The 15769-nt window shown below is 40.6% G+C and carries 13 protein-coding genes; 4 read left to right on the forward strand and 9 right to left on the reverse strand.

Translation table 11 applies throughout. From position 1 onward, the window contains the following. The first annotated feature begins 151 nt into the window (after nt 1-151). Entirely contained in the window at nt 152-1279 is a 1128-nt protein-coding gene (locus MTO98_RS18925) for a mechanosensitive ion channel family protein (RefSeq protein ID WP_243480448.1), read from the forward strand. Here the strand turns inward: MTO98_RS18925 and MTO98_RS18930 are convergent. After that, the gene (locus MTO98_RS18930; RefSeq protein ID WP_243480449.1) at nt 1276-1761 is read right to left on the reverse strand and encodes a DUF4126 family protein; all 486 of its coding nucleotides are present in this window, start codon (nt 1759-1761) and stop codon (nt 1276-1278) included. The two genes, MTO98_RS18925 and MTO98_RS18930, sit on opposite strands and share 4 nt — an antisense overlap. A gap of 153 nt (nt 1762-1914) precedes the next feature. Here MTO98_RS18930 and MTO98_RS18935 point away from each other — a divergent pair. Beyond that, nucleotides 1915-3167, forward strand: a protein-coding gene (locus MTO98_RS18935) for an IS3 family transposase (protein ID WP_371825378.1) whose coding sequence is annotated in 2 segments (ribosomal slippage) — nt 1915-2257 and nt 2257-3167 — 1254 coding nt in all. Because the reading frame shifts where the segments join, the coding sequence is not laid out codon by codon here. Between the two features lie 42 nt (nt 3168-3209). Here the strand turns inward: MTO98_RS18935 and MTO98_RS18940 are convergent. The 4 genes from MTO98_RS18940 to MTO98_RS18955 form a co-directional block, all read right to left on the reverse strand. Further along, complete coding sequence (locus MTO98_RS18940) at nt 3210-6632, reverse strand: efflux RND transporter permease subunit (protein WP_243480450.1); 3423 nt, start codon at nt 6630-6632, stop codon at nt 3210-3212. A 25-nt stretch (nt 6633-6657) separates the two neighbouring features. After that, on the reverse strand, nt 6658-7761 hold the full coding sequence (locus tag MTO98_RS18945; protein WP_243480451.1) for an efflux RND transporter periplasmic adaptor subunit: 1104 nt from the start codon (nt 7759-7761) through the stop codon (nt 6658-6660). Nucleotides 7762-7797: 36 nt separating this feature from the next. Next, the gene (locus MTO98_RS18950) at nt 7798-9150 is read right to left on the reverse strand and encodes a TolC family protein (RefSeq protein WP_243480452.1); all 1353 of its coding nucleotides are present in this window, start codon (nt 9148-9150) and stop codon (nt 7798-7800) included. A 62-nt stretch (nt 9151-9212) separates the two neighbouring features. Beyond that, nucleotides 9213-9842, reverse strand: coding sequence for a TetR/AcrR family transcriptional regulator (locus tag MTO98_RS18955; RefSeq protein ID WP_243480453.1), 630 nt, complete (start codon nt 9840-9842; stop codon nt 9213-9215). A 211-nt stretch (nt 9843-10053) separates the two neighbouring features. Between MTO98_RS18955 and purB the strand changes: the two genes are divergently transcribed. Together purB and MTO98_RS18965 are read left to right on the forward strand one after the other, a co-directional pair. Continuing rightward, nucleotides 10054-11397 carry an adenylosuccinate lyase gene (gene purB, locus MTO98_RS18960; RefSeq protein WP_243480454.1) on the forward strand — a complete coding sequence of 448 codons (1344 nt, stop codon included), beginning with the start codon at nt 10054-10056 and terminating at the stop codon, nt 11395-11397. Nucleotides 11398-11602: 205 nt separating this feature from the next. Next, nucleotides 11603-12154, forward strand: coding sequence for a NifU family protein (locus MTO98_RS18965; RefSeq protein ID WP_243480455.1), 552 nt, complete (start codon nt 11603-11605; stop codon nt 12152-12154). Between the two features lie 299 nt (nt 12155-12453). Here the strand turns inward: MTO98_RS18965 and MTO98_RS18970 are convergent, their stop codons facing one another. The 4 genes from MTO98_RS18970 to MTO98_RS18985 all read right to left on the reverse strand — a co-directional run bounded on the left by MTO98_RS18970 (nt 12454) and on the right by MTO98_RS18985 (nt 15759). Continuing rightward, nucleotides 12454-13254 carry a hypothetical protein gene (locus MTO98_RS18970; RefSeq protein WP_243480456.1) on the reverse strand — a complete coding sequence of 267 codons (801 nt, stop codon included), beginning with the start codon at nt 13252-13254 and terminating at the stop codon, nt 12454-12456. Nucleotides 13255-13354: 100 nt separating this feature from the next. Next, the gene (locus tag MTO98_RS18975) at nt 13355-14143 is read right to left on the reverse strand and encodes an inositol monophosphatase family protein (protein ID WP_243480457.1); all 789 of its coding nucleotides are present in this window, start codon (nt 14141-14143) and stop codon (nt 13355-13357) included. Beyond that, entirely contained in the window at nt 14109-14597 is a 489-nt protein-coding gene (locus MTO98_RS18980) for a GtrA family protein (RefSeq protein WP_243480458.1), read from the reverse strand. Before MTO98_RS18980 ends, MTO98_RS18975 begins: the two co-directional genes overlap by 35 nt. Beyond that, nucleotides 14590-15759: a prolipoprotein diacylglyceryl transferase gene (locus MTO98_RS18985; protein WP_243480459.1), complete on the reverse strand. Its 1170-nt coding sequence runs from the start codon at nt 15757-15759 to the stop codon at nt 14590-14592. The genes MTO98_RS18980 and MTO98_RS18985 overlap by 8 nt, the downstream gene beginning before the upstream one ends. Nucleotides 15760-15769: the final 10 nt, after the last annotated feature.

The raw sequence follows: 15769 nt of genomic DNA on the forward strand, positions 1-15769 counted from the left end.
AAATAAATAAGTCAATACAATCGATTTCCTGACTTTTTTAACAAAACTATCAAAAATTCATTAAATAAGTGTAGCAACACCGTTCTACAGGGCATTTGCTAAAACAATTTTACATTCCAACTATTTTATAGGTGACACCATTTTTTTGATTATGGATATTGGAAACAGATTACCGCCCGATTTACTTGAGTTTTCGCAACAGATCCCATCCTTTGCGTGGAACCTGATCGTTATCGCCTCGGCAATACTCATAGGCCTCCTTACAAAATTTATTATTACCAAACTGTTCAGGATCTACGCCCAACGTAAAGACACAGCCTATTCTATACTAAGATCAATAATCGTAAACATGGGGCCTGCGGTGGCTTATTTTATACCGCTGTTCCTGTTCAACCTGTTATCGCCCTTAATGCGAATGAATAAGATCTATTATCAACCGCTTGATAAAACCATTGAGATTTTACTCACCATATCATTTGCAGGCCTTCTTGTGCGCTCGGTGCGCATTCTTGAGGATTATATTTATCATACCTATGATCTTAATAAGGTAGACAACCTGAAGGAGCGAAAGGTGCGAACGCAGATTCAGTTTATCCGTAAGATCATTGTGGTAACCATCATATTTTTAACTATTGCCATCATCCTGCTCAGTTTTGAGAGTATGCGTAAAATAGGCACAGGCTTACTTACAGGCGTTGGTATAGGCGGTATCATTGTAGGTTTCGCAGCTCAAAGTTCATTAGGTAATTTGTTAGCGGGTTTTCAAATAGCGTTTACGCAACCCATCCGTATCGACGATGTTTTGGTTGTAGAGGGCGAATGGGGCCGCGTGGAAGAAATTACTTTAACCTATGTGGTGCTAAAGATCTGGGACGAACGGCGCCTGATACTACCCATTAATTACTTTATTCAAAAACCCTTTCAAAACTGGACGCGTACTTCGGCAGATATATTAGGCACTGTATTTTTGTATATGGACCATACGGTGCCTGTTGATGCCATACGTGAAGAATTTGAGCGGTTGATAGTAAAATCCAATCTATGGGACAAACGGGTTAAAGTAGTACAGGTAACCGACGTACGGGAACATACAATTGAGATCAGGGTGCTGATGAGTGCCAGCACATCGTCAAACGCTTTCGACCTGCGTTGCTATATCCGCGAAAACCTGATCACCTTCATTCAAAAGAATTTCCCGGGCAGCCTTCCCCGTTCACGTAACGAGCTGAGCAATTTGGGCGAACTTGAAAAATACCTTCAACCGGCTGCCGGGGCTTAAACCAGCTTAGTTAATCCAAAACCTGCGCCAATTACCAACGCATCCTCAGCAGCACCTATTAGTGGGTCGGCTATGTGGTTTGCTTTAACTATGTTTTTGCGCAAATAATAGCTTCCGTATGTTGCAGCGATAGCCGTTGCCCCTCCTATCAGTGCCCCGGTTAAGGATTTACCTCCAACCGCCTTGTAAATACTGGCTCCGGCCAAAGCGCCCGACAAGCATCTGCCGGCCACACCTCCGGGTTCTATCCGGTTTGGGGTTGAGGGCAATTTATCTGCAATAAGCTCGGTAACAGATAAAACGTTCAAAACAGCAGCCACCGTTGTTGACTGCATGAATCGTAACGGTGATTTCTGCAATTTTTTTGAAGGATTATTACTTAACATGTGAGTTGCTATAACTGGGGCTGATAAAGTACGCATCCCGGCTAATGTACCGAGACCTATCACCTGCCAAACTGGATTTAATGGTTTAAGTTCCATGCTGTTTTAAAACTATTGATTTAACAACCCAAAATGCCCGGTTATGTTTCCTATAAAATCCGCAAATACAAAAAAGGCCGTACTTTACATAGCACGGCCTTTTTCATAAACATTGTCGCGTCCTGAAATAAGTTGACACTCAAGTTGACTTATATGGAAAAACGAACAAAGAATGTAAGTAGGCGCAGTCAGCGCGATTACAGCCTTGCCTTTAAGTTGCAGGTCGTGCAGCAGGTTGAAAAAGGCGAACTGACCTATAAAAAGGCTCAAAAACATTACGGGATCCAGGGAAGGAGTACGGTATTGGTTTGGTTAAGGAAACATGGTACCTTAGATTGGACATTACCCAAACAGTACACCTTGGAAAACGATCGGGAACTTAGTCCGGAACAGCGGATCAAACAATTAGAAGCAGCATTAAAAGATGAACAGGACAAGAACCTGATCTACAAGACCATGTTCGATATCCTGCAGCAAGAGCACGGTGTTGCATTGCCAAAAAAGTCTTTGCCCAAGCAATCCAAAGGCTCAAAGCCAAAGGAATAGTGAGCCTGTCAAAGGCTTGCAGGTTGTTTGGGATCAGCCGTCAGGGCTATTATCAAAAGCAGCAGCGCATAGAAAAGCGTTTAAAAGAACTTAGCCAGGTAAAAGCGGATGTGATTAAAGAACGAATCCATTTGCCCAGGTTGGGTACGCGTAAGCTTTATCATCGTTTAGGTAAACAGATCAGAAGCAAGGGAATAAAGATAGGCAGAGATGCTTTATTCGATTTTCTGCGTTCGGAACATATGCTGATCAAACCAAAGCACTCTTATCATAAAACGACGAACTCCAAGCACTGGTTACATAAGTATCCTAACTTACTTAAACACAGGAAAGCGGCAACGAGGCCTAACGAAGTATGGGTAAGCGATATTACTTATATCGACACTAAAGCAGAGACCGCATATCTTAGCTTGATCACTGATGCTTATTCAAGAAAGATCGTAGGATATCATCTGCATCATAGCTTGCACACAGATGGTGTGGCTGCTGCCATGCAAATGGCTGTCAGACATGAGCAGATCAAAGCGCCATTGATACATCATTCGGATAGAGGTTTGCAATATTGCTCAGCACAATATCAGCAGTTGTTGGCCAAACATCAGATTACCCCATCTATGACGGATGGATATGATTGCTATCAGAATGCTTTGGCAGAACGCATCAACGGCATTATTAAAAACGAGTTCCTGGTGGTTAAACCAGCAGATATACAGCAGGCAAGGGTAATGATTGCAGAAGCTATTAAACTTTATAACTGTCGAAGGCCTCATTTGGCTTTAAATTATCAAACACCACAATTTGTACATCAACAAAAAATCCTTGCTGGTATCGACCAACAAGGACTATCTTTAAATCATTAATTTCTGTCAACCTATTTTAGGACGACTCACATTGGCTTTATTTTAAACTGCTTCTGTTTCCAATAACTCAGTATGTTTAGCTTCAACCGTTTTTTTGCCGAACAGCTTTGCTTTAAGGTTATAGCGGATCAGGTATAAACATGGTACAAGGATCAGGGTAATAATGGTAGCGAACCCTAAACCGAAGATCATTGTCCAGGCCAAAGGACCCCAGAAGGCTACGTTATCACCACCAAAGTGAATATGCGGTTCAAAATGGGTAAACAAGCCTACGAAATCGATATTGAAACCAACGGCCAGTGGTATCAGCCCCAAAATAGCTGCTGTAGCAGTAAGCAATACAGGTGTCATACGGGTATGGCCGGCTTCAACTACCGCATCATGAATGCTCACGCCTTGTTCAAGCAGCATATCGGTAAACTCAACCAATAAAATTCCGTTACGAACAACAACACCGGCAAGCGCAATGATACCAATACCAGTCATTACTATAGACATGGTCATACCGAATATGGTAACGCCCAGCAGCACACCAATGATACTAAAGAGGATCTCGCTGATAATAATAAGCGTTTTGCCAATTGAGTTAAACTGGATCATCAAAATAATGAGAATAAGCCCGAATGACACACCAAGCGCAGAAAGCAGGAAGGTCATCGCTTCCATTTGGTCTTCCTGGCCACCGCCCTGCCTTATGATCACATTATCTGGTTTTTTAAAGTTGTTTATCGCTTTCAGTATATTAGCATTAACCTCATTGGGGTTATTGGGTTTAATAACGTTTGAGCCCAGTGTTAATACTCTCCGCTGTTGTTTACGCTTAATGTTGCTGTAAGTATTGGTATAGCGAACATCGGTAAAGGCCGAAATTGGCACCTGGCGTATAGCGCCACCAGTGGCAAGGTCACGATAAGTGATCTTCATGTTTTTGAGCTCATCAATATTACTGCGCTGATTTTCCTGTGCCCTCACCATGATCTTGTAGTCATCCTCACGGGTATTCCGGAAATCTGCAGCTTTCCAGCCAAATATTGCGGTGAACAGGTTTTGTGTTACCTGCCCCGACGAAATACCTTCGCGGTTGGCTCGTTCACGGTCAATATCGAAAACGATCTCAGGCTTATCACTTTGAACGTCGGCAATAAGGTTTTCGATACCTGCAATATTTTGCTTAGCAAGGTAACTCTTAAGCCGGTTACCCGTGGCTACAAGCGTATCAATATTATCACCGGCAATTTCAATACTAATATCCTTTTGTACCGGCGGACCGCTATTTTCCTGCGCCACAGCTATTTTTGCACCAGGAATTCCCTGTACTGCAGCGCGGATATTAGCCAATACCTTTTTGGTATCCTTACCATTACGTTTGCCAAATTCAACAAACGCCACAGTAACTTTACCTTTATTTTCATAGTCGCCCTGGTCTTCATCAGTCGGGTCGGTTACACCTTTGGTTACGTTTGAGATTACCGACGATACGATATCTTTATCCGGTTCAACAACCTGGGCAACACGTTTTTCTATCTGCCGGGTAACTTCATTAGTATACCCCTGATCGGTACCTATTGGCAGGGTAATATATACATAAGCAAAGTTAGGGTCGCCGGATGGGAAAAACTCCGGCGTTTTGCCGCGTACAGCCATAAAGAAGATAGCAAAAACGAACAAGCCAACGGTTCCCAGTAAAACTACAACCGGACGGTGTACCGCGCGCTCAAGCCATTTTGCATACCAGTTTTGAAATTTAGGCCATGCATTTTTCTGAAACCTGTCAATAACCCGCAACAGGAAGAAGTGATTGATCAGGTATAACACCATGATAAGCACAACCAGGTTACCCACACCAACGTTCATCAGGTAACCGATAACTGCAGCTATCGCCAAAAATATCATAGCCCTTTTTGTTGGCCTGTCAAACTTAGGGTTATCATGCTCACCGTCATGGTGAGGCCTCATAAAATCAACAGCAAATACCGGGTTAAAGATATAGGCCACCACCAATGATGCCAGTAAGGTAATGATCAGCGTTATAGGCAGGAAGAACATGAAATGGCCTATCAAACTATTCCAGAATGCCAAAGGTATAAAGGGGGCCAAAGTGGTCATCGTACCTGAAAACACAGGTAAAAACACTTCGCCGGCAGCCATTTTTGCTGCTTCCTTGATCGGAACCTTGCCGTTTGCAAAAATACGGTGGGTATTTTCAATAACCACAATTGCATCATCTACCACAATACCCAGTGCCAGCAGGAACGAGAACAATACGATCATATTTAAGGTGAAGCCGATTGCAGGCATCACCAAAAAGGCTATAAAACATGATAACGGTACCGACAAGGCCACGAAAATAGCGTTGGTTGTACCCATGAAAAACATCAGAATTACGGTAACCAATAAGAAACCGATAACGATGGTATTGATGAGGTCATTAAGCGTAGTGCGCGTTTTGTCTGATTGATCGCCGGTTACAACAATATCCAGGCCTTTAGGGAAAACTGTTTTCTGTTTCAGTTTGATCAACTCGTTGATCTTATCCGATGCCTCGATAAGATTCTCCCCTGCCCTTTTACTTACGTTAAGCGTAATTACATTTTTGAAGTTTGGATTATCATTGGTTTTTAACCTCGCGTAACTTTCCTGCTCCAGGAACGAATCTTTTACTTCGGCAATGTCCCTTAAATAAACAGCCTGGCCTTTAGGGTTACGGATAGCCATAGCAGCTACCTCGTCGGCATTTTTAAAGTCCTGCTTAATGTCTATTGCCCTGCGAACACCATCGGTTTTTACAGTACCTGCAGAAGAAAGAATGTTCTCATTACCAATGGCATTGGTGATATCAGTAAAACTGATCTGAGCAGCTGTCATCTTATTCAGGTCAACATTCACCTGGATCTCAGGAGTTAAGGCACCTACTTCATCTACCTTTGAAATTTCACGATATCCCTCAATTTCATCCTTCAAAATATCAGCGTATTCCTTCAGTTTTTTAAGGTCATAATTACCAGAAATATTGATATATAAAATAGGTAAATCGGCAACGTTAATATCTGATATAACAGGCTCTTTAAGGTTGTTATCATTTTGAGGCAAATCCTGTTTAGCTTTATCAACAGCATCCTTTACGTCAATTTTGGCATCCTTGATCTTCACATCAGCCTGAAATTCGGCAGTGATGATGGATACGTTTTGTACCGAATTTGAAGTAACCTTTTTAAGCCCCTTTAAGGATTTAAGCTGCTTTTCTATCTGACGCGTTACCAGGTTCTCAATATTTTGAGGCGACTGCCCGGCATAGGTTGTAGTTATAAAAACCTTCGATTGCGCTATATCCGGGAAGTTTTCTTTAGGCAGGTTATTATAGCTAACAAGGCCAAGCGCAGTGATCAAAAACATGAGCACATAAATGGCCGTTTTGTTATCAATGGCCCAGCTTGAAGGGCCAAATTCTTTTTTTACATCTTTCATAATGAACAGATCATTTGATTAATAACTAATTGGCCGACTGAACAACTTTGATCTTATCGCCATCCTCTATCTCTGTAGCACCTTCAACAACCAGCTGGTCGCCGGCCTTTAAGCCTGATAATATCTCTGTTTGGCCGCCATACGTAACACCTGATTTTACATTTACCTGTTTGGCTATACCGTTTTGGTTAACAAAAACATGGTCACCATTCTCTGATTTCTGTATAGCTTTAACTGGTACAGCTATCGTATGGCTTTTTGAGTAATCGGCTATTTTTAAAATAGCGGTCATATTAGGGCGAAGTGTGCTGCGTACCGGCAGTTTGATCTCTACACCAAAACTGCGCGATGTAGGGTCAATAGCTTTGGCTGCAAAAGTCACCTTGGTAACTAATGAATCTTTAGCATCCGGAATTAATATTTGAACGTTGTTACCGGTATTTACGCTGCTTGCATATGATTCAGGAACATCGGCCTTAACCTTTAAAATATCGGCATTAACTATACGGATGCCTGTTTGGCCCGGCGCGGCAACTTGCCCAAGCTTCAGGTCCATTTGATCGATAGTTCCGTTTATAGGCGAAACGATACGGAAAAAAGCTGATTGCTTTTTCAAAGCATCTAAAGCTTTTTTGCTGCTTTGCAATGCGGTTTGAGCCTGCAGATATTGTACTTCAGTACCAATTTTCTGATCCCACAGGTTTTTCTGGCGATCAAATAACTGTTGATTTAAACTTACCTGCGATTCGCTTTGCGCTATGTTTTGCTGCATAACGCTGTTATCAAGCTGTACCAATACCTGCCCTTTGCTTACATGCTGACCAGCCTTAACATAAATAGCAGTAATAGTGGCCTGCGTTTGCGGATAAGCGGTAACGTTGTCCTGCGCATCTATTTTACCCTGAATTTGTACATAGTTGGTAAAATTTCCGGTTTTTACTTCAGTGACACTTACATCAGTGCTTTTGGCCGAATCTGTAGTCCCCATTTCTGACTGCAGCTTATCAATTTTTGTATTCAGATCCGATTGCTGCTTTTTAAGGTCGGCCAGCTCTGTCTTTTTATCTTTAGGTTTACTTGAGCAGGCTGCCAGTAAAACCAGGAATGGTATGTATATAAATTTTTTCATTTTCATTGTTATATAGTGAGTTTAGCGTTGTTGTTATTATTTAATTCGTCCGTAAGCTTTATCAAGGTCAACTTTACTAACCAGGGCGTCATAAAGGCCTTGTATATATTTGTTATCTGCATCCTCAAGTGATGTTTGCGCCTGGGTAACTTCAATACTTGAGCCTACTCCCTGCTGATATTTTATTTTTGAAACACGTAATACTTCCTGTGCAAGTGTTTGGTTACGCTTTTGATTATTAAGCGATTGCAGGCCGTTTACAAATGTAATATGAGCCTGGTTGGCCTGCAGTTTTAATCCATTTTTTGCATTCGCCAAATCATTTTGTGATTTCAGTACAGCTATCTTGGATTGCCTGATCTGGTTTACACGCTGAAGGCCGCTAAATATTGGTACGTTTAAAGTTAGCCCAACGTAACTTGAAGGAAAATTCATTTTATACAGGCTGCTAAAATTATTGTTCTGGTATGACGAGGTATAAGCTGCATTGGCTTTAAGCGATGGCAGAGAAAGCGATTTTTGACGTTTTAAGTCCAGTTGCCTGAGATCTACAGCTGTTTCGGCTAAATTGTATTCGATGCGGTTATGGTAAAATGAGGTATCGGCAGCAAGATCGGCTGTATTATCATCCAGTTTAATGTCTTCAAGTTTATCTTTCAGACTAAGCGCATATTCAATTGGCATACCCATCTGAAATTTAAGTACCTGGTAATTTAAGGCCAGTAAACGAACTGTATTTTCACGGGTGGTAACTAAATTATTGTACTGAACAGTGATCCTGTCTACATCAATTTTTTCGACAAAGCCCTGCTTGTTTTGCTGAACTGTTTCATCCATCTGCTGCTTTAATTGGGCAATATTGGCATTCAACAATCTCAATTGCTCATTACTTACCAAAACCTGGTAATAAGCCTTAGTAACATTAACATTGGCCTCAATTTTTGAGCGGATATGACTGCGGATAGAAAGTTCTTTATACGTTTTTGATGCCTTTAAACCAACAAGGTAGCTGCCATCAAACAAAATCTGATCAGCATTTACACCAACGCTCGATTGATATTTAACACCAAACTGAACGGGAATAAAAGTACCAGCTGGCTGTCCGAAGATTTCTCCGGGCAATAACGTTGTCGGAATTTTCAGGTAATCCTGAAACGTTGCTGTTCCGTTTACCTGCGGTAAACCAATCCCGGTAGTTTCCTTAACTTTATATTCAGCACTCTTGATATCAAGTTTTGCGTTAATTACCGAATCCTGGTGTTCGTATGCATAATTGATACAGTCCTGAACCGTAAAACTGTAAGTTTGTGCGTTTGGCGCTGCCTCCTGCGCGTAGCTTTTAAAAGCTAAGGCGCAAAACACAGTTGCCGTAAAAAGTAAATATTTCATTATATATATTGTGGTTGAGTGATTTATTTAAACTGATACAAATTCATAACAGCTAATGACAACTATATGTCAGCAGCATGTTGTTCATTATTAATATTTTTATATTCGTTTAGCAACTTGTAACCCTCAATGGTACAAATGCCATAGTTAAAGTGATCTAAAAACTGAACCTGCACCTGCCAGGGGCTAAACTCCCTTACCGGGAATATAGATGTATTAAAGCCCAGTTCAACCTGGTTAACCCGCATCCGGGCTATAATACGTACATCAATATCTTTGCGGATGTACCCCTGCCCCATTCCCTTAATCAGTAGTTCTTCCATCTTCTGGATCAATATTTCGGCTTTAAACTTTTGAAAATCGTTCCAGGCTTCAGGATGATATTTTTGAAGATCGTGAATTACTATAGGGTTGATCCTTGAAAATATCTCTTCCGAACATTTGGTCATATTGATCATCTCTTCAATTACATTAGCTGATTTGCTGATGATATCATTCATCTGGTCCTCATCGTCCTTTAGCTTCTGTTTTGTAAGGGCTACAACCAGTTCATTTTTGTCCTTAAAAAATTGATAGATGGTTTTTTTTGACATACCAAGATGCCTGGCAATATCATCCATGGTGATACTCTTGATACCTGCAGTTAAAAACAGGTCTTCGGCTCCCTTTATAATTCTTTCAGTTTGACTCATTGACTTTCCGGGTCAAAACTAAGGAAACATTTTTTGAATAAAAAGTTTCCATTCATTTTTACTTTTTCATTACAAATACTTGTTCATTTTTAAAATCCGTTTAATTAATGCTTATTATTCAGGGGTTTATTTGCGAAGCTTTTAATCTGCCAACGGCACATCAAAAATGATTACCTTTGCAAAAATTTATTACCCACTCTCTTTTTAAAATATGACGCTTACTTCACTTTCAGCGATCTCGCCTATTGATGGCCGTTATAGAAACACCACAGCCGAACTTGCCGCATACTTTTCAGAATATGCACTTATCAAGTACCGTGTATTTGTTGAGATAGAATATTTCATTGCACTTGCCGAATACCCACTACCTCAGTTACAAGCATTTGATAAAAATCTATCAGAAAAGTTACGCGACATTTACAGAAATTTTTCGGAAGATGACGCTGAAGATGTTAAAGTGATTGAAAAAACGACAAACCACGACGTTAAAGCGGTTGAATATTTTATTAAAAAAGAGTTTGATAAATTAGGCCTGGAAGCATTCAAAGAATTTATCCATTTTGGCCTTACCTCGCAGGATATTAACAACACAGCCATTCCATATACTTTTAAACTGGCTTTAAATAACAGTTATTACCCCGCTATCAATAACCTGGTTAGTATACTTAAAACATTTGCTGCCGATTGGGAAAATATCCCATTGTTAGCGCACACCCATGGTCAGCCGGCTTCACCAACCCGTTTAGGTAAGGAGATCCTGGTTTTCGTGGAACGTTTGGAAGCACAACTGGAACTGCTGAAACCTATTCCAAACTCGGCTAAGTTTGGTGGTGCTACAGGTAATTTTAATGCCCATAATATTGCCTACCCAACTATCGACTGGAAAGCATTCGGCAATAATTTTGTGAATAATATTTTAGGTCTTAAACGCTCGCAATTCACTACCCAGATTGAGCACTACGACAACTTTGCGGCTCAATGCGATGCTTTAAAACGCATCAATAATATCCTGATCGATCTTGATCGTGATATGTGGACTTACATATCGATGAACTACTTCAAGCAAAAGATCAAAGCAGGCGAAGTTGGTTCATCGGCCATGCCGCACAAAGTTAACCCTATCGACTTTGAAAACTCTGAAGGTAACCTGGGCATCGCTAATGCTTTATTTGAGCACCTTGCGGCCAAATTACCGATATCAAGACTGCAGCGCGACCTTACCGACTCTACCGTTTTAAGGAATATCGGTGTGCCGTTTGCGCATACGCTTATCGCTATAAAATCAACTGTTAGAGGTTTAAACAAGCTTTTATTGAATACCGACGCCATCAATGCCGATCTGGAAGCTAACTGGCCGGTTGTTGCCGAAGCTATCCAAACCGTATTAAGGCGCGAAGCTTATCCTAACCCTTACGAGGCCCTGAAAGACCTTACCCGTACCAATCAGCAAATCAACGCCAACACAATAGCGGAGTTTGTTGATACTTTAAATGTAAGTGATGCTATTAAAGAGGAAATCAAAAAGATAACACCTTTAAACTATACAGGGATATAGATGTGCGGATGAGTAGATTTCAGATGTGCAAATTGATGAACAATTAAAGCATTAATAAATTTAAAATATCATTTGCATATCTGCACATTTGAAATCTGCACATCAAACCCGCACATCAAAGAAATGTCATAACAAAGTTTAGGGTCGTTTTTAATAAAAAAGGTAGCTAAATTTGTTAAATTAGATTGAATAAAAACACGAAACGATGAACATCAACGTATATACCGAATTAACGCCTAACCCGGCAACTATGAAATTCATAGTTAACAAACTGCTTATTAATGGCAGCGTTGACTTCCCTACTAAGGAAAGTGCCGAAAAATCACCCTTTGCAAAGGAGCTTTATAAGTTTTCATTTGTGAACGGCGTTTTCTTTGCCAGCAATTTTGTTACCATCACCAAAACCGAAGGCAGCGAGTGGGCAGATGTTGAGCCTATAATGAAAGAATTTGTTAAAGGCGCTATCGAATCAGAATTAAAGATCCAGTTAGAGGAAGAAGCTGAAGTTGGCAATTTTGAAGGTTCTGAAACTGAAGTTAAAATTCAACAGATCCTGCATGATTACGTTCGCCCGGCTGTTGAGCAGGATGGCGGCGCTATCTCTTATCGTTCATTTAACGAAGGTGTGGTAACTGTTGAGCTTCGCGGTTCATGCAGTGGCTGCCCTTCATCTACCGTAACCCTCAAAGCCGGTATCGAAAACCTCCTTAAACGTATGGTGCCTGAAGTTACCGAAGTGGTTTCTGAAGCGTTATAATATTATTGACAAGGTCGCCCCTATAGCTTCCTAAAAAGCCTCTCATGAAAATGGGGGGCTTTTGATTTAGTAGATAATTTTGATAAAAATTAAAAATAAATGATCCCTAATAGATATTTCCCTTATTTGTTTACGAAAACAGGATTACTCTAATTAAATCGATAAACAAAAGATTACAGAAAGAATTAAAGACATAATGCCTTATCAGGAAAAACGATACACATTTATAAATCTTAATAATTAAATCGAGCGACGAAATGGTGATGCGAAATAGATGTTGGTTTTCTTTCTTTGCGGTATTACGTTGAAAAATTCAAACTCAATATAAAAACATCATCTCCGTATTTTAATAAATAATCATTCCTTGATCCATTCTCAAATTTAAGCTCAAAAACGTCAAAAGATCGTACTCCCCAAATAGACCATATCGAAAATAAAATTCTGTTTCTCATAATCCCTAACCATTCTTTATCAACATCCGGCTTCACGCGTTCAAGAGGTGATCCTATTTGTTCCAGTAATCCTTTCAATATATCAAACCCCTCTTGTTCGGTGGAAAGTAATACCTTTTTATAGTACTGAGGGGCGCCATTAACAGATAAATAATATGGCAAAGTTCCACGACTCTTAAATGAACCAAATTCATATTCCCAACTTATATAATCCTCACACAAAGTATCATACTCAGAAGCAATTTTCAAGTAATTATTTATTTGATTAACCTTGTAGTTAACATCATAAGCCGCTTTAAACCGGTTGGGAATAAAAGATAAATTAAACTTTTCAAACCCCTTCATAAACTGGGTGGAAAACCATATTTCGTCCCATTCCAAATACGGTTCTCCATGCAAGCTAAAAAAATTTTTCCAAAGCCACTCTTCGGGAGCAAGTTGCCCATTCTCTTCTACCCAAAAATCCGGGATTGAGTAATCGCTGATCTCAAACATATCTTTTGAAAGTACTCCTACCTCATTTGATTCGTCGAGAAAACAATATTGATTATTGTCAATTCCTAATACCAAATATTCCTGATCGGGGCGAGAACTATAGGGAAATCCATACCCATCAGACATCGGAAAAGTTTTGAATTTAATCTTCATTTGGGAGCGGAATTTAGGATACGCCTAAAAATGATATAAGTGTCAGAAAGCTTAAAAACGAATCCAATCAACTTTAAGATGATTTTGAATAAATGCCTATTTAAAAATACTTCCCTATCACCTGCAGCATCTCCCCTGTTATCTTTCCATTAGTAGCCAATAATTCACGGGTATCCAACACTTCAGAGCCACCTTTAAAGTTCACTACCTCACCTCCGGCTTGTTTTACAATTACGATACCGGCGGCAACATCCCATGCATTAAGGTTATACTCATAAAAAGCATCAAAACGACCACAAGCGGTATAAGCGAGATCGACAGCGGCCGAGCCTAAACGACGCAGACCGTGGCTGCTACGCATCAGTTCGGTAAATAACTCGATATAAGCGGCTTGTTTGGTAAAATCATAATACGGGAAACCAGTTGCCAGTAAGCTGGTGCCTACTGTGTTATTTTTACTTACGCTGATCTCTTTGCCGTTCAGGTATGCGGGCGCATCCTTCCAGGCGTAAAAGCATTCATCAAGGTTTATTTCATATACCACGCCGGCAATCAGTTCATCATATTCTTTTAAAGCGATACTTACCGAAAAAGCGGGCACACCATGGATAAAATTGGTAGTACCATCAAGCGGGTCGATGATCCAGTTGTAACGCTCGCCTATTTTGGTGGTTGTTTTTTCTTCGGTGATGAAACCGGCTTCGGGTAAAATTTTGCTCAGGCCTTTTACAATAGTTTCTTCGGCGGTTTTATCAACGTACGATACCATATCGTTGAGGCCTTTATATTCTATCCTGTCAGGATCAAATGCTTTACGCTCCTGCCTGATGAAATCACCTGCCTGTTTTGAAACTTCAATTAACTGGTTTATGATGTTCGCTGTTTGCATGGTTCCGTTTTAATGATAGGCTGAATGAAAAAACTTTATGGATAAAAAAGCTCGCAAAAAACAGGCTCAACGCTGCTGAGATCCGTGCTACCGTAGGGTTAAAGCTGCAAGCCTGGATCAATATTTTTACTACAGATAGATTGGCAAAAAAACCGATAATGGCCACCGTTACAAAACGAAAAAACTGCTTGCGCGGTGCCGACTTAGATTCATTGAACACCATGTACCGGGTAATTAAAAAATTAACCAAAACCCCCATAAAAAACGACAACGCCAACGAAACGGTATAATTACGAACAGTAAGCCCGAAAATGTGGTAAGTGTGCTGGGTAAGCAGGTTGTGATAAAAGAGATAAAATGCCGAAACATCTACTAAAAAACCTGCACCGGCCGAAAGCACAAATCTGAATACCTGGTTATTGATTAATTTGCCTTTTGATTTGTTATCAGCCATTTGTAGTGCCCAGCGCTTTCTTTTCTTTGTTTAGTCCGGTTACGATCAATGCAGCGCCCCCCAAAACCATGATTATTGAAATCAGCTCGGCCTGGGTAAATGAAACACCTGCAACAACATACTTGGTATTAACCCTGATGAGCTCGATAAAGAAACGCTCAAAGCCTGCTAATATCATATACACACCAAACAAAACGCCCGGAGCTTTAAAATTGTGCCTTATTTTCCATAATACAAAGAACAGTAATAAACAAATTACACTCTCGTAAAATGAAGTCGGATAAACCGGGTACTGCAATTCATGGCAAAATTTGCCCATACAATTCACCATCTGTACCCCCTCATCATTCACATTATGCGGAAATTTAAAACTCCACATCCAATCAGGTGCCCAGCTTAACCAATGTGGCTTGGGTGCAAGATTAACAATACCCCAATCACCATCACCACTCATTTGACAGCCTATACGGCCTAAGGCATAAGCCAGCATCATACCGGGGCCGCCAATGTCAAGCATATTCAGCGGTTTAATGCCGTGTTTGTTGGCAATATAAAGTACAGCTGCGCCACCGCATATCAGGCCACCATAAAAGGTTAAGCCGCTAAACCCTATTAGCATTCCAACAGGGTCTTTCATAAAATCGCCCCAGTTTTCCAGCGCATTGAACAGCTTTGCACCGGCAAAGCCAAATACTGCAGCCCATAATAATATGCTTCCTAACAACTCGTCGGGGTGTGCATCAACATCTTTTATTTCGGGTTTATCACGACGTTGTTTTTGAGCTTCATGCCACGCCCAGTATGCAAAAGCACCTGCACCGAGTATACCGCCTATCCAATTACCTCGTAAGGATAATAAAAAATCCTGAGGACTATCTATAAGAGCCTGATAATTAAGGATACAATCAATTACCTTGTAGCCTAAAACAAAACCGAAAACACCGTTGCCTATAAGTTCGGTATTTGAGGCGGGTAACCCTATGGTAATTCGCTTTTTAAAAGTATGAATAACGCCCAACGCTTCCTTACGTTTAAATTCCTGGCCAAAAGCCCAGTAGCCGCCCACAAAAGCTATCGCCACAAAAAAGCCAAAAGTTTGGATAGGCAAAGGAAGATTAAAACCAAAAAGATATTTTAATAACGATGTGAGCGTTGGAAACATAGGTTATATT

The sequence above is a fragment of the Mucilaginibacter sp. SMC90 genome (assembly GCF_022811725.1).
Classification (GTDB): Bacteria; Bacteroidota; Bacteroidia; order Sphingobacteriales; family Sphingobacteriaceae; genus Mucilaginibacter.

Coding starts and splice junctions, on each gene's coding strand:
- MTO98_RS18985 (WP_243480459.1), bottom strand. CDS start 15,759: ATGTTTCCAACGCTCACATCGTTATTAAAATATCTTTTTGGTTTTAAT.
- MTO98_RS18940 (WP_243480450.1), bottom strand. CDS start 6,632: ATGAAAGATGTAAAAAAAGAATTTGGCCCTTCAAGCTGGGCCATTGAT.
- MTO98_RS18950 (WP_243480452.1), bottom strand. CDS start 9,150: ATGAAATATTTACTTTTTACGGCAACTGTGTTTTGCGCCTTAGCTTTT.
- purB (WP_243480454.1), top strand. CDS start 10,054: ATGACGCTTACTTCACTTTCAGCGATCTCGCCTATTGATGGCCGTTAT.
- MTO98_RS18970 (WP_243480456.1), bottom strand. CDS start 13,254: ATGAAGATTAAATTCAAAACTTTTCCGATGTCTGATGGGTATGGATTT.
- MTO98_RS18975 (WP_243480457.1), bottom strand. CDS start 14,143: ATGCAAACAGCGAACATCATAAACCAGTTAATTGAAGTTTCAAAACAG.
- MTO98_RS18945 (WP_243480451.1), bottom strand. CDS start 7,761: ATGAAAAAATTTATATACATACCATTCCTGGTTTTACTGGCAGCCTGC.
- MTO98_RS18980 (WP_243480458.1), bottom strand. CDS start 14,597: ATGGCTGATAACAAATCAAAAGGCAAATTAATCAATAACCAGGTATTC.
- MTO98_RS18965 (WP_243480455.1), top strand. CDS start 11,603: ATGAACATCAACGTATATACCGAATTAACGCCTAACCCGGCAACTATG.
- MTO98_RS18955 (WP_243480453.1), bottom strand. CDS start 9,842: ATGAGTCAAACTGAAAGAATTATAAAGGGAGCCGAAGACCTGTTTTTA.
- MTO98_RS18925 (WP_243480448.1), top strand. CDS start 152: ATGGATATTGGAAACAGATTACCGCCCGATTTACTTGAGTTTTCGCAA.
- MTO98_RS18930 (WP_243480449.1), bottom strand. CDS start 1,761: ATGGAACTTAAACCATTAAATCCAGTTTGGCAGGTGATAGGTCTCGGT.